The organism is uncultured Aquimarina sp., assembly GCF_947500065.1.
Lineage (GTDB): Bacteria > Bacteroidota > Bacteroidia > Flavobacteriales > Flavobacteriaceae > Aquimarina.
Genome location: NZ_CANMQT010000003.1, coordinates 368,559 through 392,407 on the forward strand (window position 1 = coordinate 368,559; position 23,849 = coordinate 392,407).

Consider the following 23,849-nt stretch of genomic DNA (forward strand, 5'->3'; position numbering starts at 1 on the left):
GGCTGCAAAACTACTTCCTTTTATGCATTTTTGCAGAATATTTATCATAAAATATGAGATTATTTTTTTTCAATTTGTTTTTAAATGAATAAAACTGGATATCTACAGCTAATTATTCTGTTATAATTGTTACCTCGAAATGTATCTCATCTGAGATTAAATTATCACCTAAACCATCAAAAATGCTACCAGATCTGTAAAACATATTCCATCGTGTTCTATCTATTATAAACTTTGAAGCAAAGACTAGTTTTTCATCATTATACGTTATATGAGCATCAAATTCTATAGGCTGTTGTACATCTTTAATTGTTAGATTAGCTACCAAAGATATATTAGAATCATCAGTATATTTTATGCTTGTTATTTTAAGTGATGCTGTTGGATATGTATTCGTTTCAAAAAAATCTTCATTTTTTAAATGATCTATTAGGGACTGACTATATTCTCCATCCGTATTTATTATCGTATTCATATCTATTACGAAATCACCTCCAATAAGCTTTCCTTCATCTTTATAGAATTCCCCACTATGAAAAGAAACCTTTCCATAATGTCCATTACTTTGTAGTTTATTAAAACCTTCCCACTTAAGAATACTTTTTTCTTTATCTATTTTCAAAGCATCTCCCTTTTTCACTTCAGCAATTGTTTTCTTTTCTACAATATCTATTAATTCAATATCATAAAGTAATGTAGAATCCGGATGTGGAAATGTCATATTCCCCATTCTTTTACTTAAAGAAGGTGGAACAATAAGTTTTCGGATCTCTCCTTTTTGCATTCCCAACAGACCCTCATCAACACCTTTTATAACCTGATTACCTCCTACTAGAATTTTAAGAGGTTCTGGTCTATCTCTAGAAGTATAAACTATAAAGTCATTAGTGTATTTTGTAGTTTCATGAATAAGAACTTCTTGTCCTTTTACAACTGCCATACCTGCACCCGGTTTGACAATTTTATATTGAAGTCCAGATTCTGTGGTGATAAAATCTGTTTTTTTTGAACATGAAAATATGAATATGACTATGATTACACCTAGATACATTTTAATACTATTCGTATTCGCTTTATTGTTTTGATTCCTTTGATTTTTTTGATTGTCTTTCATCAATTTCATTATTTTAATTTTAGTTATAACAAAATTAGATCACAGCATACGCTACTATGCTAAATCAATTGTAAAAAAGTGTATCGTAAAAGTAAATTTTCCGTTATTTGTAAATAAGAAGCTTTTTAGAGTGAAAAACATTATTAAAATATTAAAAATAACTATTGTCTTACTAATCGTGGTAATGACAATGCATAGCTTTTCTCCAAAAGAAGATTCACTTTATCCTGAAAAAATAAAAGTCGCTCTAAGAGCTGTTGGTAATAAATTATTATTGAAGAATAATGATCCTCTATCATTGGTATTACCAATAAGAGAAATTTCTGATTATACATTTGAATTATCTTTTGAAAAAGAATTAGCTATTGATCCAGAAACTTTAGTCTCTATTATTGATGCTGAATTAAAAAAAACAGGACTTCCTGAGAATTATATTACTGAAGTAATTCAATGCAAAACTAAGGAAGTATCCTATAGTTATGAAATTCTAGGGCCTTTAAAAGATAATGAAATTCCTTGTTTAGGTAGAAAACTTCCTGTGAGTTGTTATACCATTCAGATTATTATGTTACAAGAAGAAATTCCTTCTCTATATGGCGCTTTGAGTAACACATATACCCTATCCTTATTAGTATTGCTTGTTCTTTTGATTACAGGTACTACCTTATTCAAAAAGAAATTTAAAGAAAATATTGCGGTAGTTACTTCTAATCACATCCCGATAGGTAATCTGTTATTTCATCCTAATGAACAGAAATTAAGTAAAGATGGACATGAAATTACATTAACGGTTAAAGAGAGTGAACTTCTGAGTATTTTTGCACAACATCCTAACCAAATTGTTAAAAGAGAACTACTAATTAAACAAGTATGGGAGGATAATGGTGTTGTTGTGGGTAGAAGTCTGGATATGTTTATTTCTAAACTACGAAAAAAACTCGGTAAAGATTCTGATGTGAAAATTGTTAACATTCATGGTGTAGGTTATAGACTAGAAATAACAACCTAAAAAAAAAATTAGGATCAATCATAGATCTATCAAACGTATAGGATGCCTTGTGTTTTTTACAAGGCATCCTTGATTATATCTATTAATGATGTTCTTCTTTTTGTCCAAAAGGTTTTATAATAATACCTGCACTAAATATGAATCCATCTGTAGGCGCATAAATTTCTGTAAAAGTTGGATCAGTAGTTGGAGGTAATACTAATGGAGAGAATCTGCTTTGTCTTCTATCTGTGAAATTTTCGAAGTTAATAAAAACTGTTCCCCAGCTAAAATTACGCATCCCTAATAATCCCATTGTAATAAAATCTGTTGTTTCAGTTCCATTAGAAAGTAACTGTTTTCCTGTATAGTACGTTTCGTAACCTATTCTCCATTTTTCATTCTCATACATAACCACACTACCGGCATTATTTCTTGCTGTAAGTGGTTTTTGAGGATTACCATTAAGATAATTTAAACGTGTATCAATAAATGCATAATTAAGAAACCATCTAAAATCCTTATAGGTGAACTTGATATTAGTTTCTGCACCTTTACTTACGATATCATCTTGCGCATTTTCAAACTGAAAAAAACCTGTACTAGTATCTGTTAACAATAGACCTTCTTGTATTGCTGTCATATAAAACAATTGATTTATAGAAAAACCTATTTCATCTGTAAGGAAAGTTTCATAATTGAAATCTAGATTTACTCCATAAGAACGTTCTGCATCCAAAGCATCTTTGTCAATTGCCAACACATTATTGAAATTAATAAATTCAGCTTCTTCAGTAAAGATATCCGGGATTTTATATCCTAATCCTCCACCTATTCTACTAGAAAAGGAATTGTTTGATTTATAAAGTAATGATATTTTAGGTAATGGAAAAAAACCCCAATCTTTTGCATAATCTGCCCTAAAACCAGTTTCTAATATCCAGTTATCAGAAAAATCGTAAATATTGTTTATAAATAATCCTGCCGTTATATCTTTCTGATCGCGTTCTAAAGTGCTAGATTCCTCATCAAAATCAATGGTATATAAATTTGCACCTAAAATCCAATCCGCCCTTGTGCCTTGTTTATGATAAGTTATTTCTGTAAATGAGTTAAACTGATCTCCTTTAAAGTTTAAGCTTGGAACAGTAAGATTTCGATTAAAATATGCAAAACTATTTTTTATATTTAATGATCTTACAGAATCTATTTCCGTTGTATAAACTAGTTGTGTGCTAATACGTTTAGAAATATTTTCTTCTGTGTACAGATTATTATTCCCATCATTTTCGATCCTATCAATAACTCCTCCGATTCTATCATCATAAGTTCCATTTACACCAAACCAAAACGTAGTCTCATCAGATGGATAATAAAACAATTTTGGATTAATCGATACAGATTTCGTCAAAGGTAGATTACTGAATCCATCATCTTCCGGATCATACGCTTTTTGGTAATGACCTGATCCATATAGCGTGACTCCAAATTTTTTATTTCGTTTGCTATAAAAAACATTTCCCGTTGTTCCCAGTGCATGTGTTTGTGTAAGCATAATATCTAGATCAGCTTCTTCTTCTGGTGTTTTAGAAATCATATTGACTAATCCTGCAATAGCTCCTCCTCCATAAAGAGTAGAGGAACTTCCTTTTATAATTTCGAATTGTTTCAGATCTAAAGGAGGTATTTGCATAATACTTAATCCACTAGAAAAACCTCCATACAAAGGAAATCCATCTCTTAGTAACTGAGTATATCGTCCATCTAATCCTTGAATTCTAATATTAGAATTCCCGCTGCTTAACGATGTTTGCTGCATTTGGATACCTGTACTTTCTCTAAGAACCATAGAAATATTGGTAGCATTCATGGCATTTTTCTCACCCAGTTCTTCTGCTCCAATAAACTCAATTCTTGTTGGTATTCTTTTTATAGTACGGGTACTACGATTTGATTGTAAAACAACCTCTTCTAAAGCCTCTCCATCTTCCTTAAGATATATGATTAATATATCAGCATATGGAATTTCTATCTTTCTTTCCAGAGGTTCAAAACCTAAAAATGATATTGTAAAGTCATAAGTTCCGTTAGGAAGTCCATCAACTCTGGCCATACCATCAAGATCGGTAACAGCCCCTTTTTCTAATGTTTTTGCATAAATAGTAGCTCCAATAAGGGGTTCGCTATTGGATGCTGCTAGTATCTTTACTTTTAACGTATTCGTCTGCGCATTAACATATGCACATAGTGATATAGAGAGCATTATGCTCCATATTATTTTTTTCATTCTAAAATTTTGTGTTTTTAATTTGCTAAATTTAATCCAAGACTACTATTATGTAAAAGCCTATTATGTATTAGCTAATTGATTGAGGCGGATGCCATATATTAGAAAGGAAATAAAAAGTATACTCTGATTGATACAACAAATCCTTTTTGGAAATGATACCAGTCCTTGTTGCTACTTTAAATTGTTTTAACAACTCATATGTAATAGTTACTCCACAACATGCACATATACATATTGATGAACACGAATCATCTTCATCTTGAGAATGATCATGAGTATCCGTAAATAAAACTTCCTCTTGATGCTCAGAATTAAACACATCGGAACAAGGCATAATCGTTAAGCCTAATATAAAAACAGATAATATGATTGTAGAAAACCTCATTTCGTATACAAAGATAAATGAAATCTAATCCAATCGGGTTGCAAAATTTTACAAATTACAATTTCGCCCCAACTAAAATCCATATCCGTTTATCTTCTTCTTTTTTCCATCTACCGAAGTCTTTAATTTCTGTTTTAATAGTAAAACCAGCTTCTTGTAATTCTTCTTTTACATAATGCATCGCTAAGGTATGTGCATCTGTTTGTTCATCTCTTGATTTATTAAGCAAGTGTTTTTTGAATTTTTCTATGAGTACGATCTTCCCTTCGGGTTTAAGAGCTTTTTTAACGTGAGCTAATATTTCTTTATAATCATCCATTTCATGATATGTATCCAAAATGATTACAACATCCAATGAATTATCTGGTAATTTTGGATCATCATAATCTCCTAAAATAGTTTTTACATTTTTCAGTTTTCGTTTCTTCAGATGCTCATCTAGTTTCTCTAACCGATCTTTTCTTACATCTACAGCATAAACCTGTCCTGTTTCCCCTACTTTATTAGCTATATGAATTGACAAATATCCTTCATGACAACCTATATCCGCAACAATACTGCCTGGATTGATTTCTGCAATTTTAAATATCTCCGACACCTTCATCCAGGCATCTCTCTCTTCCCAATCGTTCTCTTTATATTGCGAATAACTACTGTTAAAACCAATTAAAACTAATAACACCAAAAACTTTTTATGCAAACTCATATATTCTACATTTTATGTTGACACTGATTTTTAGATGGTTACCAGAATCAAAATACAGCTTAATTAAGTTGTAAATACATTTTTATGAAAAGTTTATATTTTTTTTACATTTAAAAAGTGATATTAACCTATAAACTATGTATGATTACATTTTTATTATTATTCTAATCTATTATAGTAGTTAACTTAATCCATGAGAAAGGAATTATTTTCAGCATTAAAAGTATACATAAGTACCTGGCTACTAAGTCTAGTTCTTTTTATTATTGGAGCCATGACCATATCTGGGGTTACTTTTTTAGATTCTTTAGGTTATTTTGGAGAAGCTTTAACAAGAATAAATTTCATCATAGCGATACATACACTGTTCTTAATATTATATGTTTCCTTTTTAATTTTCAGATACTTCATACGAATACAAAAAAAGAAAGGTTTTAGAGTAATGATAACTCGTTTTTCATTACAATTATTTACTCCTGCTTTGATTCTATTTGGTGCTTTCAAGTTCATTATAATTAAAAATAGTTCAGAGAATTTTCAATATGACTGGATTCCTTCTGTAGAAAATAAAAGTGGTATTTCTAATAATTTATATGCAGTCGATGGCAAACATCGTGGAATGACTGTATTCGGTTGGAACGATGATAATACTGCTGCTATTGATGATCTAATTAGATCTAACATAGAATGGGTTGCTGTGGTTCCATTTTTAGATCAAGAAGATGAACAGACATTAGAAATGAGAAAACCAAAAAAGGTCGGTCAATGGTCGCGAAGGGATAGTTTATTTATCAAAACGATCACAGAACTTAAAGAAAAGAATATTCACATAATGCTGAAACCACATCTTTGGTTAAGCTCTGGATGGAGATCTAATGTAACACAATCTAACAGTACTGATTGGGATACTTGGTTTGCATCCTATCGTGTAAATATAATCCATTACGCCAAAATGGCTGCTAAAACTAATACGGAGTTACTTTGTATAGGTACAGAGTTAAGAAGTTCTCTGCAGGCTCAGCCAGAACAGTGGAAATCTCTCGTCAAGGAAATTAAACAAATCTATAAAGGTAAACTTACATACGCAGCAAATTGGGATGGAGAATATGAATATCTAGATTTTTGGGATGAACTCGACTATATAGGTATTCAGGCTTATTTTCCTTTAACTGAAGGATCTCATCCAGACATTAATACAGTTAAAAAAGGTTGGAAAAAGCATATAGATATGCTGGAGTTATTATCAAAAAAGCATCATAAACCTATATTATTTACCGAAATAGGATACAAAAGTGAAGCTTCGGGAACCATAAGGCCTTGGGAATGGGGTTCTGCACTAAGTGTTTTGTCAAAACAAAAGTCTGATAAAACTCAACAAATCGCATATCAAGCATTATATGAAGAACTATGGGGTAAATCTTGGTTCGCAGGAACATATATATGGCAATGGAACACGAGATCAAAAAAAGAAAACGCTCCTACTAACCTAGACTTTTCTCCTAGATTCAAACCCGCAGAAAATACCATAGCTAAATGGTATAGCACGACCAGCTGTGATTAAGATTAAGATTAAGATTAAGACAAAAATTTCGCAGGATTATCCCGTGCAATAATATCAAATTCTTCTACAGTCAAATTACCCGTTGTTGTAGCAACCAGATTCTTCTCTGCGGAATGATTTCTAACTACATAAAAATCAGTTCCAAATAAAACTTTCTTTCCTAATTTAGGATGATTAATCGTTTGCCTCAATAAAGGAAATATTCCTTCGTCATGTAATATGTAACTAATATCTGCATATACATTATCGTGTTGTAACATTATACTGCAGATTATTGAATACCAATCGACATATTTCCAGCAATCCTGAAGTTTTTTCCAACTAAACCTATTATCAGAAGTGTACATAAAATTTATGCCTGTATCTGGTTCTTTGATTAATTCATTACTATACCCATACCGATCCAGTTCTAGATATTTATTCCATTGATCTTCTCCTCCAAAATGAGCAAAACAAATTTTCAAATGAGATAGGTTATAAGCTAATTCGGTATTTAGATCTTTATATCCAAAAAGTTCCTTAATATCCTGATCACACTGACTTACTAAAATTCGTAATAATTCTTCTTTTAACAGTACCAAATAATTCATTGGGTGTGTAAAATTTAAAGAAAAATCTTTGTTTTTAGGTTGTGGTAATAATAATGGTTCATAAATCTCATTTTTAAGATTCACTATTTCTTTAAAAACCGGATGAGATTCCCATTCTTTTTTCTTTGATCCTCTATAAAAAATAGTTCCTTTAATACAATGTGTCATTATCGGTATACCATTATCAGCCGCATATTTCCATAATGGCAATAACGCTTCGTCAAATGGGTAATATCCCAAAGCCGGATAAATCTTAAATCCATCAAACTTTTTATCCTCGATATATTCTTTAATAAAACAATCTTGCAATGTTACCTTACCATTATTAAAAGTATATTTAAGATGATCCTTTTCTTCTTTTATTCTTCTTGGCTCAGCAAAAACAAACGGAAGAAATGCATCCTTATTAGTGCTACTTTCTTTAATATCTGCCAATTCCTTCATCTGATGTTGGTAAGAATTCTCAGGTTTTAATTTTCCAGCTCCCATATACTCCATATCCATTGGTAATACAATAAATTTTGTTCCTGGAGTATATTGTTCTTTCATTGAGGAAAAAATTCTACTTTGATTTTTATATAAAGTAAAACGACCTAATAATAAATATCTTTCCAATAAATCTTTTGTCATTTTACCCGGAAGGATAGAAAAAAACTTGACTGTTCTAGTAAGAATAAACCAAATTAGATTTCGTCCACTTTTAAAATAACTAAATAAAATAACAGAGATAAGAATTTGCAGATATACATTTCTTATAGGAAACAACATTTTATGATCTATCAACCAAGTCTGAAGTTTAATGATATACCCTATTATTTCGTTTTGCTCAGGATTGAAAATTAGTGATAACCATCTAAATAGAATAAACAATACATGAATTGTGAGTATCATTCCTGTCAAAGACAGAAATCCAGAAAGGATTTTGTTTCTCCTTAACTTTATGGCTTTAATTACTCTTTTGCGCCTTTTTTCTATGTATGGATCTTGATATTTTTTACTATTACTTCGAATACTATTCTTATATAACTTAAGGATCAATGAAGTATTAAGTAAATAACTCAATGGCCAAGGGACAAATGTTTTAGCAAGATACGGAGGAACGTGCTCTCCTCTAAAAATGTGCGTATGACAATTTATTACCGGTTTCTTATTAGGCGATGACATATGTTTGATGGTTTTATTATCCGTAATTTACTAAATACAATATCGGAAAACATCTTACATAAAAACATACCCAAAACCCTGTATAATTAATAAAACAGGATATTGCTAATGTGAAAGTAAAAATGGGACTTCCAATATATAGCTCTAAAAAATTGGGGAAATAAACTGACGATTATTGCGTATTAAATTAATCAGAAATATTCATTTAAAAAAATTATAATAATTGTTTTTAAGATAACATTCCTCTACCCTTATCAATAACGATGCAAAATTCAATTCATTAATACGCAACTAAAAAGTTGCTTATTAAATTTTATTCACTATATTTGCAACCAACTAGTTGCGTTTTTAGTTTAATTTTAAAACCTTATACAATGAAAGATCAAATCGTTAAAGAACACATTTTTAAACATTCAATTGACAAAATTTGGAATGCCATTTCCATTGCGGAAGAAATCTCTACTTGGTTTATTCCAACAGATTTCAAAGCAGAAGTTGGTTACAACTACACCTTCAACTCACCAGATAAAGAAAACTGTGAGCAGATTACGGGTACTGTAAAACAAGCTACGCCATATACATTAATTTATACTTGGATTGTAGGAAACACAAATATAGAGACTACTGTTAAGTGGCAATTAGAAAAAATTGAAGGAGGTACTAAACTGTATTTAGAACACTCAGGTATTTCTAATTACATCGGCGAGACGGCTGTTACCATGTTTACTAGTTTTAATGGTGGATGGGATAACTGCATTAACGAACTTTCCGGATATTTAACAAAGGAAGTACATGCAGGATAAAATAACTAAAATTCTCAAAGCGGTTGCGGATCCAACCAGACGCGAAATATTTCATGCATTAGTGATAGCAGCTAGTGCTTTACCGATTACTCATATATCCAGTCAATTTGAGATGAGTCGTCAAGGAGTAACCAAACATCTAAAAACATTAGAGGATGCTGGTTTGGTTAAAATCAATTCCAAAGGACGAGAACGCTTTTGTTTTGCAGATACCAAACCTCTAAAAGAAGTAAATCAATGGTTACAATTCTATGAACAATTCTGGGATGACACACTAAGCAATCTGGGTACTTATCTAGATGAAAAAGCTTAAACTGTTGTATACATTTTATTTAATTACAAGTATTTCCATTAACAACTATATCTCCCGTCTATAAAGTTTTAGACGGGAGTTGTGATTATATACCTCAGAAGATGATTATGAATTATCGAAATAGTTTGTAAATTGTTAAACCAAACTACCTAATTGAACGAACAAAAATTTATACTATTATTAAGAGAAGGACAACAAAAAGCTTTTGGCAAGTTATTAAACGATTACGAGCAAAAAGTTTTTAGTACTTGTATTTCGTTTGTTCCCAATAAAGAAGATGCTGAAGACCTTACGCAAGAAGTTTTTGTTGAGATTTATAATTCAATTCATAAATTTCGTGGTAAATCAAAATTATCAACTTGGATCTACAGAATATCGGTCAATAAGAGTTTAGAATTTATTAGGAAAAATAATACGAAAAAACGCTTTGCTATTTTACAAAACCTTTTTAATAATGACATAACAGTCGATAAGACGTTAAGTTTTACTGAGTTTAACCATCCAGGTATTTTGATAGAAAATAAAGAAAGGTCAGAAATTTTATTCAGCGCAATTAATAGATTACCTAAAGATCAAAAAATAGTATTTACTCTGAATAAAATTGATGGATTATCATATAAAGAAGTCTGTGAAATAACCAACAAAAGTTTATCCTCTGTAGAGTCATTGCTCTTTAGATCAAAAAAGAATTTACAAAAACTATTATATGATTTTTATAAAAATGACAATAACAGCAAGTTTTAGAAAATAATATCATCTAAAGAAATAAGAACCATTATATTTAAAAGTGAAAACAAAAAATCACATACAGAATCAAGTAGAACAAACAATAGAAATCACCGAAACCATTTCTAAAGTGCAACCATCCCCTTTTCTAAGAGAAAAGATGATGAATCGTTTATTTAATGAAAAAGAAGAGATTTCGATTTTTAGTTGGTTCACACCAAAATATCAACTGATAACATTAACGTGTATCGTCCTACTAAATGTATATGTAATAGCACAGTACAATAAGTCTAACTATGATGAGAATGTATCTAATTTTGCACAAAATTATGAGCTTTCCATAAATGAATCTCTTTTTAATTAAAGTGAGAAATACTAAATCAAAACCAGTGAAAAAAAATAATATCTTATATATTCTTTTAGCTTTTCTTATAGTTATTAATGTTGTTTTTATTTTTATGATTTTGCAAAAACCGCAAAAAAACAGAAAACATCCTGGTGATTTTATGGCACAAGAACTTCAATTTGATGATGCGCAGATGGAAAAGTTTGAAATACTAAATGAAAACCATAGAAAAAAAACTAGGGCTATTCATAGAAATATTAAACGATTAAAAGATCAATTATTCAGTAATTTATCTACTGAATTGGTTGATTCTTCTATAATTGATTCTATTACTGATCTTATTGGTCAAAAGGAAAAGGAAAAGGATATCGCTACCTTCTATCATTTTAAAGCAATTTTTACTATTTGTGATCAAAAGCAAAAAACTAAATTTAATAAAATTATTAAAGGAGCATTACATAAAGGACCAAGACGACAACATCCGCCGAAACATTAGAATTTTACAATTCTTGATTTTTTTATGGGTGACGCAAGTTTTTCTTTTAAAAGGTATCTAAAGATTAAATCAAAAGATTCATATTTATGCAAAACTTAAAGAAATTATCATTTGTGATTATATTATCTGCTACAATTTTTGTTGCTTGCTCTGGTGATGATAACGGAGATACAGATGAAACAATTGACCCTATAGCTACCGATTATGATATTACTTCCATTTTAAATAAGTTTAATGGAACAGGATTATCTTATGAAGTTAATGGAAATACAGTTACATTCACTACAGAAGGCGTACCGAATCATACAAGTCCATATTGGCCTACTAATAATCCCTTATATGAAGCTTATAATGGAACGAATACTAATTTTCAATTAAACCCAAATACAATTTCTTCTCAGAATATAGTATTTACAATTACGTTAAATCCTGCTGAAGCAACTACACATGCCGCTACTGGGCTTGGACCTATTGGAATTTCGAGAAACGGAGTTGCGTTTTATAACCAATATGCTGGACCAGATGAACCATTAACTAATGAGATTGATTCTTTTGATCAATGGTTGGGTCATCCACAAATGTCTGGTCAATATCATTATCATATAGAACCAACGTATTTAACGGATCAATTCGGTGATGATGCTTTTTTAGGATTATTAGCTGATGGATTTCCTGTATATGGACCAATAGAAAATGGAAACGAAATTACAAATGCTGATTTAGATGAATATCACGGTCACAATGAACCTACAGCAGATTTCCCTGATGGAATTTATCATTACCACATTACAAGTGAAGACCCTTATCTTAATGGGAATGGATATTATGGAACTGCAGGAAATATTTCTAATTAATTGAATACAAAAACATTTCATATTGTCATTGTTTTATTTTTTGCACTTATTGCCTGTCAGAACAATAACAATGAAATAAGAGTAGAGATTTCAGATCCGGAATTAATGTTACAAAACGGAGTTTTACATTATAAAAAATCTCCTTTTTCCGGATCTGTAGTCTCATATTTTTCAAATCAAAAATTAAATTCTAAAATTCAATACTTAAAAGGTAGAAAACACGGATATGAAACACAATGGTATCCAAACGACACTATCTCAATAGAAAGATACTATCGTAAGGGTCTAAAAATAGATGTTCATAAAGGATGGTGGCAAAATGGAAGTAAAAAATTTGAGTACCATTTTAATAAGAAAGGACAATATAACGGTAGTGTAAAAGAATGGTATAATACTGGACAAATTTATAGAGATTTTAATTATCAAAACGGAAAAGAATCAGGTTCTCAACGTTTGTGGAAAAAGAACGGAAATATAAAAGCCAACTATGAGGTGGTCAACGGTGAACGTTTTGGATTAATTGGTTTAAAAAAGTGTTATCGTGTAACGACTGGAAGCAATAAAATAAACTAATAATAGTATTTGGAAATAATCCTATATTTTGCCCCTTACCTATGCCCAAAATTTTTGATTGGGAGCTTTTAAATTAACCCTAGAATAAGAATATTTGAAATCAATGACAAAATATTTTGCAATAGTAATAATTACAGTTTTCTTTTCTTGTACCAACGACAAGAAATCAAAAATTGATACAAACAGTACTAATAAAAAAATCGTGTCTCATTTACCATATTTTAACTCTATGGATTTCACTCCGAATTGGGATAAAGGAACGCACAAAATTCCAAAGTTTTCATTTTTGAATCAAAATGGAGATACCATTACCAACAAAACTTATGATGGTAAAATATATATAGCAGATTTCTTTTTTACTACTTGTCCAGGTATTTGTCCTAAACTAACAAAAAATATGTCTTCACTTCAGGAATATTACGGAAATGATGATACTATTATGTTATTATCTCATACAGTAATGCCCTGGATGGATACTGTAGATAGATTAAAGGAATATGCTTCAAAAAATAACATAAAACACCCTAAGTGGAACGTAGTCACTGGAGATAAAGATTCATTGTATACTATAGCTCGAAAAGGTTATTTTGCTGACGAGGATTTTATTAAAACCCAAGACTCAGATAATTTTATTCATACAGAAAACTTTATTCTGGTAGATCCCAAAGGTCATATAAGAGGTGTTTATAATGGCACTATAGAAATTGATGTCAAAAGACTTATTAGACATATAGAAATTCTAAAAAAAGAAGTCTAATTACCATTAATCTAAACCTATAGAATCGTATATCTGTACTTTATTCCATAACGGAGATGATTCTTTAATAAATAACAAGTGCGCCTCCTCACTTTGATACAAATCTTGTTCTTCTTTGGATGAAAAAGTAACTACAATTGCATAGGTATACGAATTATCAACCACTTCTCTGTCGGTTCCTGCTGGAGTTCCTACAAAATTCGTTTTAGCATATTTTGACGTTTTTAGAAACTTATCTAGAGATTCTTCAAGAAGCCTTCTGTCTTCTTGATTATTAGGGTTTTTAAGCCATATGTAAACAGTGTGCACAAAGTTTTTATCAAACGTATCCGATTCCTTTTTACAAGAAAACATAACACCAATTAAAAGCAAGAACACAGATAGTCTGTATATATATATCAAGTTTATCTTAGATTTCATTTTATGTGAAGATTAGTTACCTGATAAAAATACAAAAACATTACATTTATTTACTTACCTATAGTGACAATAGGTGTATTTTAAAAATTACAATAAAGAAACTATTTGTATTTTAAAAGGTTTCTGCATAACTTGTTAGTACAACAACTCAATAATCAATACATTATGAATACAACTAACAAACTACCTATTTGGTTTTGGATCATTGGTATTATCGCTTTAATATGGAATATCATGGGAGTAATGGCATATTTGGGGCAAGCTTACATGACAGAAGAAATACTTAATGCAATGACAGAAGCTGATCAAAATTTTTACAACAATCAACCTGCTTGGGTTACAGCAGTTTTTGCAATTGCAGTTTTTTCTGGGCTTTTAGGCTGCGTTGCTCTTCTACTAAAAAAGAAATTAGCAATCCTTCTTTTTGCAATATCATTTTTAGCCGTGATCGCTCAACAGGTATATAATTTCGTTATACAGGATTTTATTGAGTTAACTGGTCAAAGATTATATATGCCTATTTTGGTAATTGTAATATGTGCCTTCCTGTTATGGTTTTCAAGATTTTCCAAATCAAAAAACTGGATTTCATAAACATAACAACTAAACGAATAAAATACTAAAAACCAGTATCTTTAATTAGATACTGGTTTCTTTTTAAAAAGAAGTTAGAAACTATTCTTCAGTTTGTAAGTCCTTTAGTATACTTTCTGCTTCATTGATATTTTTTCCATAACATTTGCGTACCCATTTGGTGAAAAACACAAAAAAAACAATTCCTATAGGAATAAAGATTAACAAAGGCCAAATATTCTTTATACCAGTAAACATATCTTTTCCTCCCATTATTTTAGAAGTTACAGGCAGGATTAAGAATAGTAGTAAAAAACTTAAATAATATGAAGTTTTTTGGACGGACTGGAATTGTTTTTTGTTTTTTGTATACTGTATTAATGTATCCTTATAACTGTTTTTATAGAAATTAATTCCACTCATTTTACTAATCGATCTTAATGATAGTATAGGTAAAACCAGTAAAATGATAGCAGATGAAATACCAAATAAAATATTGTACCAAGTTTCTAATTTAGCAATATTAGCAAAAATTAATATTGCACCACTGAAGCAAATAATTGTTCCAAATATTTCGGGATAGGCAATTTTATTCCATTTTTTCTTGTATTGTTCTTGTGTCATCATAATAATCATTTTATCAGTTAATTTTTTTTGTTTTTCTAATTGGCCACTTATTTCAGACCATACTTCTTGCATTTCTTCTAATTCCATAGCCCTTTATTTTTTTACTATTTGAGTTTTCAGTTTTTGTTTAATTCTAGATATTCTAGTGCCTACGTTTGATGGGGTTAACCCTGTAATCAAAGCTATTTCTTCATATTTCTTCCCTTCTAATAGCAAAAGAATTAATCCTTTTTCTAAATCATTAAGCATCTTGATATAAGCATAAAGAACCTTTAATTTCTCCTCGAACTCAGTATTGTAATTTTCTGTTTGCTTCAATATTACCTGATCTATCCCTACTCTACTACCATTTCGTTTTTCTTTCTTTAATCGTGTAATTGCAGTGTTTAGAGCAACTCGATACATCCAGGTACTTATTTTTGAGTCACCTCTAAATGTATCATAGGCTTTCCATAATTGATACACGATTTCTTGATATAAATCCTGTTGGTCCTCTGATTGATCCGTATAGATGGTTGTTATTTTAAAAATAACACCTTCATTGTCCTTAATAATCCGAGTAAACTCTTCTTTTTTACTCATATTGAGTTTGTTTTTATAATTAGTATCCTATGCTTTCAAAAAATCACAAAATATTTCAAAAAAATTATGGAAACATTAAACTAAATATATTCAATAGCCTGCAAATACTGATAAAACTGAAGAGAATAAATAATTAAAGAAATTATTTTTAACATGAGTTCGATGTAACAAAATGTATAGACAAAGTCTAATTGCTTGTAATTATCGCCTTATATTTCCTCTCCATCTGGGAGAGTATTAAGGTGAGGGTTTTTATTATGAAAACCCTTTTCTTAATTCCAACGCTCCTTCCCGCCCATCGCTAAGCGCTGTCGTTCAAGGAGAAGGAACTCTTTTAGATTGTAAAACACTGAATAACAGTGTTTTTTTATATCGAGCTCAGATTTTTAGGATATGATAAGCTAAGAATGTGATATTCTATGACCGAATTGATACATGGAATTAATAGTATAAAAAATGTATGTTCCTCGTAAGAATAGGATCTTACAACACTATATATTTATAAATATAAAAAAGAAAATGTGTTACTCTTTTACCACAATAATGGTAGCTTTTACTCCAGTGGTAAGATTCCATTCGTTAGCGGTAACGACATTACCTAAATCATCGTGTAATTGAAACTCTGCGGTATTAGGTCCTGAAGTTCCTTGATTAAGAGCTTCTATATCAATCTTATTAAATCCTTTAACAAGGTTGATTTTAAAGCCCTGAAAAACAGCATCCAAATAAACATTAGATCTAACGACATCATCATTTACATAAATTCTGACTAAATCTCCATCCACTGATTGGTGATCTCTATAGATGAGATAAACATATTCTGAATTACTTTTAAAATCCCCTAAGTATTGATCAGTTTTATACTCTTCTTTTATTTCCTTGTCTTTTTGGAACCATTTTGGAACGACTCCATGATTTGGCTTTAAAAGACCATTATCACCGGTCATATCAAAAGGTTTTTGCGTTCTATTAAATCGCAATGAATCTTCCAGGCTATTATATAAAGTAAAATTATTTTTTGGTTTCGTTAAACCAGGAGTAAGACTATACTTACTAGTACTTAGATTACTATTATTATCAATTTTTAAAGATGATTTAGGTTTTTCTATTTGTGCATTTATAGAAATCCCAAAAAACATTAATAACACCGATATAACTGTAGATTTCATCTTCATTACTCCTTTATCAGATATGGTCGTTAAAGATAACCATTCCCTTACTTTTTTTTGTTATTTGTTATCAAAAAGTCGACCAAACTAACAATTTATCCAGTTTAAATAGAAAAAAAACAAATTTTACAAAAAAATACCTTTTCAAATTTGTAAGATAAATCCGATATCTCTTATTTTGCATAAAAATATATAATGATTTATTATGTCTTCGGAATTCTCTCTGTTGTAGCAATTCTTTTTTTAGGTTATACATGCTACCTATTAACTTCTAAACTCCGGCGCAAAAATGAAGAGTTAAATTTATTGAATGATTCTACTAAGCAAAAAGTTCAAATCAATCAAGAGTTTATTTCTTCTTTAAGTCAGGAATTAAGAACTCCTTTATATGGAATCATGGGGTTAACCAATATTCTAGTAAATGAACATCCTGAATTAAAAGATAATAAGAACCTAAAATCATTGAAATTCTCAGGAGATTATTTATTAACTCTTATAAATAACATATTACAGGTCAATGTTTTGGAATCTGAAAAAATTATAACTGATAATAAGTCTTTTAATTTAAGAGAACTTACCCAAAATATTATAAATTCTTTTAGTTATGCCACAGAGAACAGTGACAACACATTACACTTAGATTTTGATCCTGAAATTCCAGAAATGCTTCAGGGAAAGCCCGCTATTCTTTCTCAAATATTAATGAATCTTATTAGTAACGCATTAAGATTTACAAAGAACGGAAATATTGTTTTTTCTGTTCATCTAATTAACAAAAAAGGAAATAGTAATAATGTTTCTTTTAAGATAAAACATGACGGAAATGAAGTTTCTAAAGAAGATGAAAGATCTATTTATCAAGAATTTATAGATATTGAAAAAGTAAAAAAATCATATCTCGGAACAGGTTTAAACTCTACTATAGTCAAAAAACTAGCAAAGTCGTTAGGAGGTGAAATGATATTACAAAATAATTCACAAGCTGGTTCTGAATATGCTTTTGTTGTGGATCTGGAAACAATTAACCCTGATAGTAAAGGTACTAATGAAAATGTAGGCAATGACAAACAAAAAGCTCTTATTGTTGACGATAATAAGCTTAATTTATTAGTTGCTGATAAAATTCTTTCTAAAGAGAATTTTGAATGTACAACCATAGATAATGGTTTTGATGCTATAGAATTAGCAAAAAATAATTTTTATGATATCATTCTAATGGATATTAATATGCCCAAACTAAATGGGATTGGAACAACGAAAAGAATCCGTGAATTTGATAATGAAACCCCAATAATTGCATTGACTGCAGTAGATGTTACACAGTTAAACAGGCAGATTATGCAAGCCGGATTAAACGACTATATATTAAAGCCTTATGACAAAAACATATTGTTAGAAATGATACATAAACACGTACAAAATTAGGAGCCTAATAAATCAGAATCTCCTGTCCTACATTTAGCACTGAATTGTATCTAATCTCATTTATTTTACATATTTCGGACACATCAATATCATGTTTTCTTGCTATTCCATGTAATGTATCTCCTTTCTTTACAACATATATACTTTTTGCAGGAGTATCATTTATGATTTCCTCTATATTTGTTTGAATCACAATTTTACTCTGTCTGGTGGATCTATGAGATCTAGGAGTCATCCATTTTTTAGTAACTGCAATTTCTTCTGATCTAACCTTGGTTTCCTGAGTGAAATCAAAAAGATATTCGGGATGGATACTTTTACCTTGATATCTTACTTCTAAATGAAGATGACTTCCTCTAGCATTACCAGATACTCCGCCTTTTCCGATTACTTGACCTTTTTCCACAAGATCATTTTCCTTAACTAAATATTTAGAGAGATGTGCATAAACCGTCTCTAAACCATTGTCATGTCGAATTACTACAGTTCTTCCATGACCACCGTGACGTCTAGCGTATCGAACCTTCCCACCTAGCAAAGCTTTCACATTATCCCCTGTTCTAAGATCAATATCAATGCCCTGATGTGGTCTGCCTCTTCTCCAACCATATCTAGATGTCACTACCATTTTATGTTCTACTGGAGAAGAGAAAACGGTATCTTCAAAATGCAATACAAAAGGATCCTTTAACTTCTTTTTCCAGAATATATTGAATATAGTATTATTCCAATCTTTCTTATAGACTTCACTAAAATCCTTTGATTTGGCTACTTTTTTTAAATTACTATTAGCAATAATATTTTGTTGATTAACCTTGTAAATAGGTAAATATGCAATAGTACCTCCTAGTAATAATCTTTTATAGTTCAACAATTTTTTATGCTCCGTATGATTGGTCTTTTGAGCATTAATTGCTGTAAATGAGATACATAACAGAACCCCTAGTACTATTAGTTTTCTTTTATTCAAAAACATGAAATTTCAAAAATTTTAAAATTTAAAGTAAAGTTGATTCTGGATGTTTCGTTTTGTTATAAGACGATAAAATTTTTATCTCGTTACAAAAACAATAATATTTACATTTTGCAGAAAATTTATTCATCATAAAATAAAAAAAATTAAAGTATTGTTATTCAGTTTATTATAAAAAAGTGACCGGTAAATTTACCGTAAAAATAGTACGGTATCCTAATTTTAATGTCATTTTTTAACATTTTTTAAGAATTTACTATGAAAAGTTTAGTAGGTGGAATTATAATAAAACCTTTAACAAGTAGTTTTAGTTAGCGTATAAAAGATTAATTAAATAACCATGAAAAAAGTATTCACACTAATCGTATTATCGGGGGCTTTGATGACCACCTCTTGCGTATCCAAAAAGAAGTACCTAGCGCTAGAGACTGATTTAAACAACACTCGAAGTACGTTACAGAAAACCACTGTAGAAAAAGAAGAATTAGAATCTAAATTTGCAAAAATCGAAGCTAGAGTTTCCGATTATAATGCAAAAATTAATTCATTAAGAGATTCTAATAATGAGAAAATGGTAATGGTGGATAACCTTGCCGTAATTTCTAACAACACTAAAGAGAAAATGAAAGAAACATTGGCTCAAGTAGATCCAGAAAAACTTCAGGGAGCTAGAACTCTTGAAGATTCTATGAATCTTGCCGTTTCTCACAATTTAAAAAATTCTCTAGATGACAGTTTGAAAGAAGATGAAGACATTTCTATCGATATTGATAATACGGTAGTAATGATTTCTATATCTGATAAAATGTTATTTAATAGTGGAAGTTATAGAGTAAGTAATAAAGCTAATGATGTTTTAGAGAAATTAGCACAGGTAATTAACTCAGAGCCTAGTCTTGATGTTATGATTGAAGGTCATACTGACCCAAGAACAATCAGTACTCCTGCACTAGAGGATAATTGGGATCTAAGTGTTAAAAGAGCAACCTCTATTACTAGATTATTACAAAAAAAGTATAACGTAGACCCTGCTAAGTTAATTGCTTCAGGAAGAAGTAGCTACCAACCTTTAGTTGAAAATGATACTGAGGAGAATATGGCTATCAACAGACGTACAAGAATTGTATTGTTACCGAATCTTGACAAGTTCTTTGCAATGTTATCTTCTAACTAGAAGAAAAACAATCAAAATAGAAAAGGGATGTATATCAATACATCCCTTTTTTTTTATATCAAAAAATGAATTTACTATTATTTTGAAGTATACTCTAATAATTTTTCATCTAGCATATTAAATAACAAACTATTATCTTTCTGTTGATATTCATCAATTCTATTTTGAAAGTTAGATAGATCATTCAAAAATGATTGTAATCCATCTACTTCAAAATCTTCCAGCATTTTTCCATATCCTAATTTTTGTATATAAGCTCCATTTAGATATTGTTCAAATTGATTTTTAATAGGCACAGTACATATGGGTTTATTCAAGAATAAAGCTTCGCTAATAAATGAATACCCTCCATTACAAAAAACAGCCTTAGCAGTCCTAAAATTGTCAATAAACTCAGTTTCACTAAATTTCTTCAACGCTACATTACCGTGATTTTCTTCTTTGTTAAATCCATATAACAAGAAATTCTCGTCCGTAAGTTTATTTAATATGTCAATCATTATTTCTTGACTACAAGAAGATTGATAAATTAATATATGATTCTTTATCTCCTGATCTGCTTCTAGAATTTCTTTTCTAATTATTGGTGGAACTAAGACACTATTCTTCTTTCTTAATTCAATATCAAAAAAAGAAGATATTAAATAATGATTGCAATTTGGAAGTTTTGCTTTAACCACTGCTTTTGCAATTTTATGGTTAATTCTTTCTGATTCAGGTATTTTTATATCAATCTTACCTCGATCAATAATCTGCATATTATCAATACTAATTATAGGTATTCTATGATATTTAGCATAAACATATGTAAAAGATTCAAAATCGGATATGACAATATCTGGGGTAAAGTCACCTTGAAGAACCTTATATTTTTTAAAATTCGCAACTAAATTTTTGGGTGCATTTTTTATAATATTAGCGGATGTTTTAGATTTAGAAACTACACCGTCTTTATATGAAAATTGAAATCCTTTAATTTGATACGTTTGGTTTGGAAATATTTTCTTGAGAAATAGATACGCCTTATCACTTGAGACAATTCTTATTTCGTGATTTTTAACTAAATGTTCTAGAATTACTTTCGCTCTCGTTGCGTGTCCCATCCCTTCGCCTGGAACTCCGTATAATATTTTCAAACTGCGTATTTATATTTTATGGCAAGTATTAATCTATATATGTATTTACACTTGTTGTTAACTTACAAGAACTATGTAACATTTTCTTAAATTTCAAAGCTAAATGTTCATCATTAAATTTCATCGCTTCACTGATACTATTAGATAAAATCAATTCTCCTATAAGATATTCTACAAAATAGGTTTGTTCATCTGTTAACAATACATATTCAGTCATATTACATTCTTGTTTTCAAGCTAGAGTACGTTTTGTATATATGGATATTAAAAACACATCTCCTACTATTATCAAGTGTCAAATTTACTTTTTATGATTATTACTTTTATTGATAAGCTAAGTATGTTATTAAATTCTTATTCACAATCTCTCCTAAAGAAATTATAAAGGTTTTTTTTAATAAATAAATCTCATAAAATTTTTGTAACTTATTAAGATTCAAAACTTAAATCACTCAATCATGAAAATATTTGTATTGATTCTACTCGGCTTATTTTCTACTTCTACAATTCATAATACGCATGACACTACGCCAATTGACTTCTATAACCTAGAAGGAGTGTGGAATCTAAAATATCAATTGCTATATGATGATAACCAAATTTCTGACACCATTTTTAACACCAATGGATATAGGCAGGTAAAAATGTACAGTAAGGGTAAAGTAATGTGGACACGATTCGATCCTGCTGATAGTAATGAATGGTTTGGATATGGATCTTATATAATTAAAGGAAATATACTAGAAGAGCGATTAGAATACGCATCTGGCCCGATGATGAAGATTGTTGATACCACAAACGTTTTTAAATTTGAATTAATTATGGATAAAAATTCATACCAACAAATTGCTGTGGATGAAAACGGTCATTACTCTCAAGCTGAAAATTACACAAGAATTGAATGAATAATAATGTGTTTTCTTTTAAAAACATTTAAAGGAAAATCTATATCTCTTTTTAAAAGAAATTCTTTCCTCCTACATAATTAAAAAAATGAAGGGGATTACCCCGTTGATTTGGGTTTTAAGCCCCTTTTTCTACATATTATTACACCTTACTTTTGAATGCAATAAAAATGTATGGTTTCATACATTAATTATATACTGCTCCTAAAACTATTTCTTTTGCAAACTTTTATGAAAAGGTTTGTGACAGCCCATCCCCTTAAAATAATCTTTCAGTAAAGCAATTTAAATAATTAACCATAACTAATGTATTACAATGAAAAAAATCAAATTATTTACACTTTGTATGATTACTCTGGCAATAACTTTTTCTTGCCAAAAAAAAGAAATTACTGAAGAAGTACAAGAAATAGTTTATGAACCCACCAAAGAACAACTTGATAAATTATTCGGTATGGGCGTAAACATTGATGATGTTTCGATAGAAGAAATCACCACATTAGATGGAAAAACCTCTAAATATTTAGTCTCAGGAGATATTCTGGTTCCCATTTCAGGTTTAGATTCATATCCTGAGTTAAAGTCTCTAGATGGTAACAACAAGCAATATAGAGACATAAATATCGTATCTCCAAATTATAGAAATATTGATATATTAGGATATACCGGTGGTAGCTTTGCTTTGACCTCCAAGATGCAAACGGCTTTACGATGGGCGGTTAACAACTATAATGCATTACCTAATAGCCTTAACTTTAATCTTACATTTGGTACAAATTTTGGTCCTGCGGATATCGTAGTATACAAAATAGATGTTGCAGGTGGTGGTGGTAACGCAAGTTTTCCTAATGCCTTAGGTCAACCCTATAAGTGGGTTCGAATCAATTCTGGAACAGATGCATTTACAACCAATGTAAACGAACACGTAATTGGACACGAAATTGGTCATTGCATTGGATTAAGACATCAGGATTGGTATAATCGTCAAAGTTGTGGATACTCAGGTCCACTTCCAGCTGAACCACCGGCTATATGGATTCCTGGCACGCCTATTTCACCAAATGCTGATTCTCTTATGTTAGCATGTTTTGGCGCAAGCGAAGATGGGGAATTTACAGAAACTGATAAGACAGCATTAAATATACTCTATTAGAAAACCAAATAAATAATCCTCTAGGTGTACCTAGAGGATTGTTTAT

The 23,849-nt window shown here is 30.0% G+C and carries 27 protein-coding genes; 15 read left to right on the plus strand and 12 right to left on the minus strand.

Annotated features, from left to right (window positions below):
• Window positions 1-112 precede the first annotated feature (112 nt).
• Entirely contained in the window at window positions 113-1,114 is a 1,002-nt protein-coding gene (locus Q0975_RS11655) for a YceI family protein (protein WP_299436797.1), read from the minus strand.
• Between the two features lie 130 nt (window positions 1,115-1,244).
• Between Q0975_RS11655 and Q0975_RS11660 the strand changes: the two genes are divergently transcribed.
• Entirely contained in the window at window positions 1,245-2,123 is an 879-nt protein-coding gene (locus Q0975_RS11660) for a winged helix-turn-helix domain-containing protein (RefSeq protein ID WP_299436798.1), read from the plus strand.
• An 82-nt stretch (window positions 2,124-2,205) separates the two neighbouring features.
• Here Q0975_RS11660 and Q0975_RS11665 read toward each other — a convergent pair whose 3' ends face one another.
• From Q0975_RS11665 to Q0975_RS11675, 3 genes are all read right to left on the minus strand, one after another.
• On the minus strand, window positions 2,206-4,389 hold the full coding sequence (locus tag Q0975_RS11665) for a TonB-dependent receptor (RefSeq protein ID WP_299436799.1): 2,184 nt from the start codon (window positions 4,387-4,389) through the stop codon (window positions 2,206-2,208).
• Window positions 4,390-4,459: 70 nt separating this feature from the next.
• Window positions 4,460-4,777, minus strand: coding sequence for a DUF6660 family protein (locus Q0975_RS11670; protein WP_299436800.1), 318 nt, complete (start codon window positions 4,775-4,777; stop codon window positions 4,460-4,462).
• A 55-nt stretch (window positions 4,778-4,832) separates the two neighbouring features.
• On the minus strand, window positions 4,833-5,483 hold the full coding sequence (locus Q0975_RS11675) for a class I SAM-dependent methyltransferase (protein ID WP_299436801.1): 651 nt from the start codon (window positions 5,481-5,483) through the stop codon (window positions 4,833-4,835).
• A gap of 193 nt (window positions 5,484-5,676) precedes the next feature.
• Between Q0975_RS11675 and Q0975_RS11680 the strand changes: the two genes are divergently transcribed.
• Window positions 5,677-7,044: a hypothetical protein gene (locus Q0975_RS11680; RefSeq protein WP_299436802.1), complete on the plus strand. Its 1,368-nt coding sequence runs from the start codon at window positions 5,677-5,679 to the stop codon at window positions 7,042-7,044.
• A gap of 14 nt (window positions 7,045-7,058) precedes the next feature.
• On the opposite strand, the gene Q0975_RS11685 is transcribed toward Q0975_RS11680, so the two are convergent.
• Window positions 7,059-8,798 carry an amidohydrolase family protein gene (locus Q0975_RS11685; RefSeq protein WP_299436803.1) on the minus strand — a complete coding sequence of 580 codons (1,740 nt, stop codon included), beginning with the start codon at window positions 8,796-8,798 and terminating at the stop codon, window positions 7,059-7,061.
• A 374-nt stretch (window positions 8,799-9,172) separates the two neighbouring features.
• On the opposite strand from Q0975_RS11685, the gene Q0975_RS11690 reads away from it, so the two are divergent.
• The 8 genes from Q0975_RS11690 (at window position 9,173) to Q0975_RS11725 (ending at window position 13,666) form a co-directional block, all read left to right on the plus strand.
• Complete coding sequence (locus Q0975_RS11690) at window positions 9,173-9,601, plus strand: SRPBCC domain-containing protein (protein WP_299436804.1); 429 nt, start codon at window positions 9,173-9,175, stop codon at window positions 9,599-9,601.
• A complete protein-coding gene (locus Q0975_RS11695) occupies window positions 9,591-9,914 on the plus strand; it encodes a metalloregulator ArsR/SmtB family transcription factor (protein ID WP_299436805.1) in 324 nt (107 codons plus the stop codon). The genes Q0975_RS11690 and Q0975_RS11695 overlap by 11 nt, the downstream gene beginning before the upstream one ends.
• Before the next feature lie 153 nt (window positions 9,915-10,067).
• Window positions 10,068-10,658: an RNA polymerase sigma factor gene (locus Q0975_RS11700; RefSeq protein ID WP_299436806.1), complete on the plus strand. Its 591-nt coding sequence runs from the start codon at window positions 10,068-10,070 to the stop codon at window positions 10,656-10,658.
• 43 nt (window positions 10,659-10,701) lie between these two features.
• Window positions 10,702-11,004 (plus strand): hypothetical protein, encoded by a 303-nt coding sequence (locus Q0975_RS11705; RefSeq protein WP_299436807.1) that lies wholly within the window; start codon window positions 10,702-10,704, stop codon window positions 11,002-11,004.
• Between the two features lie 25 nt (window positions 11,005-11,029).
• Window positions 11,030-11,482 (plus strand): hypothetical protein, encoded by a 453-nt coding sequence (locus Q0975_RS11710; protein WP_299436808.1) that lies wholly within the window; start codon window positions 11,030-11,032, stop codon window positions 11,480-11,482.
• Window positions 11,483-11,568: 86 nt separating this feature from the next.
• A complete protein-coding gene (locus tag Q0975_RS11715; protein WP_299436809.1) occupies window positions 11,569-12,336 on the plus strand; it encodes a YHYH protein in 768 nt (255 codons plus the stop codon).
• Window positions 12,337-12,909, plus strand: coding sequence for a hypothetical protein (locus Q0975_RS11720; RefSeq protein ID WP_299436810.1), 573 nt, complete (start codon window positions 12,337-12,339; stop codon window positions 12,907-12,909).
• 103 nt (window positions 12,910-13,012) lie between these two features.
• Window positions 13,013-13,666, plus strand: a complete 654-nt coding sequence (locus Q0975_RS11725; RefSeq protein WP_299436812.1) for an SCO family protein — start codon at window positions 13,013-13,015, stop codon at window positions 13,664-13,666.
• A 6-nt stretch (window positions 13,667-13,672) separates the two neighbouring features.
• Here the strand turns inward: Q0975_RS11725 and Q0975_RS11730 are convergent, their stop codons facing one another.
• Complete coding sequence (locus Q0975_RS11730; protein ID WP_299436814.1) at window positions 13,673-14,086, minus strand: Dabb family protein; 414 nt, start codon at window positions 14,084-14,086, stop codon at window positions 13,673-13,675.
• Window positions 14,087-14,251: 165 nt separating this feature from the next.
• Here Q0975_RS11730 and Q0975_RS11735 point away from each other — a divergent pair, with 165 nt between their 5' ends.
• A complete protein-coding gene (locus Q0975_RS11735; RefSeq protein WP_299436816.1) occupies window positions 14,252-14,680 on the plus strand; it encodes a hypothetical protein in 429 nt (142 codons plus the stop codon).
• A gap of 81 nt (window positions 14,681-14,761) precedes the next feature.
• On the opposite strand, the gene Q0975_RS11740 is transcribed toward Q0975_RS11735, so the two are convergent.
• The 3 genes from Q0975_RS11740 to Q0975_RS11750 all read right to left on the minus strand — a co-directional run bounded on the left by Q0975_RS11740 (window position 14,762) and on the right by Q0975_RS11750 (window position 17,037).
• Complete coding sequence (locus Q0975_RS11740) at window positions 14,762-15,373, minus strand: hypothetical protein (protein ID WP_299436818.1); 612 nt, start codon at window positions 15,371-15,373, stop codon at window positions 14,762-14,764.
• 6 nt (window positions 15,374-15,379) lie between these two features.
• Window positions 15,380-15,868, minus strand: coding sequence for a sigma-70 family RNA polymerase sigma factor (locus Q0975_RS11745; protein ID WP_299436820.1), 489 nt, complete (start codon window positions 15,866-15,868; stop codon window positions 15,380-15,382).
• 524 nt (window positions 15,869-16,392) lie between these two features.
• Window positions 16,393-17,037 (minus strand): hypothetical protein, encoded by a 645-nt coding sequence (locus tag Q0975_RS11750; RefSeq protein WP_299436822.1) that lies wholly within the window; start codon window positions 17,035-17,037, stop codon window positions 16,393-16,395.
• Between the two features lie 195 nt (window positions 17,038-17,232).
• Here Q0975_RS11750 and Q0975_RS11755 point away from each other — a divergent pair, with 195 nt between their 5' ends.
• The gene (locus Q0975_RS11755; protein ID WP_299436824.1) at window positions 17,233-18,462 is read left to right on the plus strand and encodes a response regulator; all 1,230 of its coding nucleotides are present in this window, start codon (window positions 17,233-17,235) and stop codon (window positions 18,460-18,462) included.
• Between the two features lie 4 nt (window positions 18,463-18,466).
• Here Q0975_RS11755 and Q0975_RS11760 read toward each other — a convergent pair whose 3' ends face one another.
• A complete protein-coding gene (locus Q0975_RS11760; protein WP_299436826.1) occupies window positions 18,467-19,432 on the minus strand; it encodes a M23 family metallopeptidase in 966 nt (321 codons plus the stop codon).
• 343 nt (window positions 19,433-19,775) lie between these two features.
• Between Q0975_RS11760 and Q0975_RS11765 the strand changes: the two genes are divergently transcribed.
• Window positions 19,776-20,609 (plus strand): OmpA family protein, encoded by an 834-nt coding sequence (locus Q0975_RS11765; RefSeq protein WP_299436828.1) that lies wholly within the window; start codon window positions 19,776-19,778, stop codon window positions 20,607-20,609.
• A gap of 77 nt (window positions 20,610-20,686) precedes the next feature.
• Here Q0975_RS11765 and Q0975_RS11770 read toward each other — a convergent pair whose 3' ends face one another.
• Together Q0975_RS11770 and Q0975_RS11775 are read right to left on the minus strand one after the other, a co-directional pair.
• Window positions 20,687-21,745 (minus strand): MJ1255/VC2487 family glycosyltransferase, encoded by a 1,059-nt coding sequence (locus tag Q0975_RS11770; protein WP_299436829.1) that lies wholly within the window; start codon window positions 21,743-21,745, stop codon window positions 20,687-20,689.
• A 28-nt stretch (window positions 21,746-21,773) separates the two neighbouring features.
• Window positions 21,774-21,962 (minus strand): hypothetical protein, encoded by a 189-nt coding sequence (locus Q0975_RS11775; RefSeq protein ID WP_091405678.1) that lies wholly within the window; start codon window positions 21,960-21,962, stop codon window positions 21,774-21,776.
• 241 nt (window positions 21,963-22,203) lie between these two features.
• Here Q0975_RS11775 and Q0975_RS11780 point away from each other — a divergent pair, with 241 nt between their 5' ends.
• Window positions 22,204-22,650 carry a hypothetical protein gene (locus tag Q0975_RS11780; RefSeq protein ID WP_299436834.1) on the plus strand — a complete coding sequence of 149 codons (447 nt, stop codon included), beginning with the start codon at window positions 22,204-22,206 and terminating at the stop codon, window positions 22,648-22,650.
• Window positions 22,651-22,966: 316 nt separating this feature from the next.
• Window positions 22,967-23,803: a M57 family metalloprotease gene (locus Q0975_RS11785; RefSeq protein ID WP_299436836.1), complete on the plus strand. Its 837-nt coding sequence runs from the start codon at window positions 22,967-22,969 to the stop codon at window positions 23,801-23,803.
• Window positions 23,804-23,849: the final 46 nt, after the last annotated feature.

Coding starts and splice junctions, on each gene's coding strand:
- Q0975_RS11785 (WP_299436836.1), top strand. CDS start 22,967: ATGAAAAAAATCAAATTATTTACACTTTGTATGATTACTCTGGCAATA.
- Q0975_RS11680 (WP_299436802.1), top strand. CDS start 5,677: ATGAGAAAGGAATTATTTTCAGCATTAAAAGTATACATAAGTACCTGG.
- Q0975_RS11755 (WP_299436824.1), top strand. CDS start 17,233: ATGATTTATTATGTCTTCGGAATTCTCTCTGTTGTAGCAATTCTTTTT.
- Q0975_RS11715 (WP_299436809.1), top strand. CDS start 11,569: ATGCAAAACTTAAAGAAATTATCATTTGTGATTATATTATCTGCTACA.
- Q0975_RS11665 (WP_299436799.1), bottom strand. CDS start 4,389: ATGAAAAAAATAATATGGAGCATAATGCTCTCTATATCACTATGTGCA.
- Q0975_RS11745 (WP_299436820.1), bottom strand. CDS start 15,868: ATGAGTAAAAAAGAAGAGTTTACTCGGATTATTAAGGACAATGAAGGT.
- Q0975_RS11695 (WP_299436805.1), top strand. CDS start 9,591: ATGCAGGATAAAATAACTAAAATTCTCAAAGCGGTTGCGGATCCAACC.
- Q0975_RS11775 (WP_091405678.1), bottom strand. CDS start 21,962: ATGACTGAATATGTATTGTTAACAGATGAACAAACCTATTTTGTAGAA.
- Q0975_RS11725 (WP_299436812.1), top strand. CDS start 13,013: ATGACAAAATATTTTGCAATAGTAATAATTACAGTTTTCTTTTCTTGT.
- Q0975_RS11690 (WP_299436804.1), top strand. CDS start 9,173: ATGAAAGATCAAATCGTTAAAGAACACATTTTTAAACATTCAATTGAC.
- Q0975_RS11740 (WP_299436818.1), bottom strand. CDS start 15,373: ATGGAATTAGAAGAAATGCAAGAAGTATGGTCTGAAATAAGTGGCCAA.
- Q0975_RS11750 (WP_299436822.1), bottom strand. CDS start 17,037: ATGAAATCTACAGTTATATCGGTGTTATTAATGTTTTTTGGGATTTCT.
- Q0975_RS11655 (WP_299436797.1), bottom strand. CDS start 1,114: ATGAAAGACAATCAAAAAAATCAAAGGAATCAAAACAATAAAGCGAAT.
- Q0975_RS11685 (WP_299436803.1), bottom strand. CDS start 8,798: ATGTCATCGCCTAATAAGAAACCGGTAATAAATTGTCATACGCACATT.
- Q0975_RS11780 (WP_299436834.1), top strand. CDS start 22,204: ATGAAAATATTTGTATTGATTCTACTCGGCTTATTTTCTACTTCTACA.
- Q0975_RS11730 (WP_299436814.1), bottom strand. CDS start 14,086: ATGAAATCTAAGATAAACTTGATATATATATACAGACTATCTGTGTTC.
- Q0975_RS11675 (WP_299436801.1), bottom strand. CDS start 5,483: ATGAGTTTGCATAAAAAGTTTTTGGTGTTATTAGTTTTAATTGGTTTT.
- Q0975_RS11735 (WP_299436816.1), top strand. CDS start 14,252: ATGAATACAACTAACAAACTACCTATTTGGTTTTGGATCATTGGTATT.
- Q0975_RS11765 (WP_299436828.1), top strand. CDS start 19,776: ATGAAAAAAGTATTCACACTAATCGTATTATCGGGGGCTTTGATGACC.
- Q0975_RS11670 (WP_299436800.1), bottom strand. CDS start 4,777: ATGAGGTTTTCTACAATCATATTATCTGTTTTTATATTAGGCTTAACG.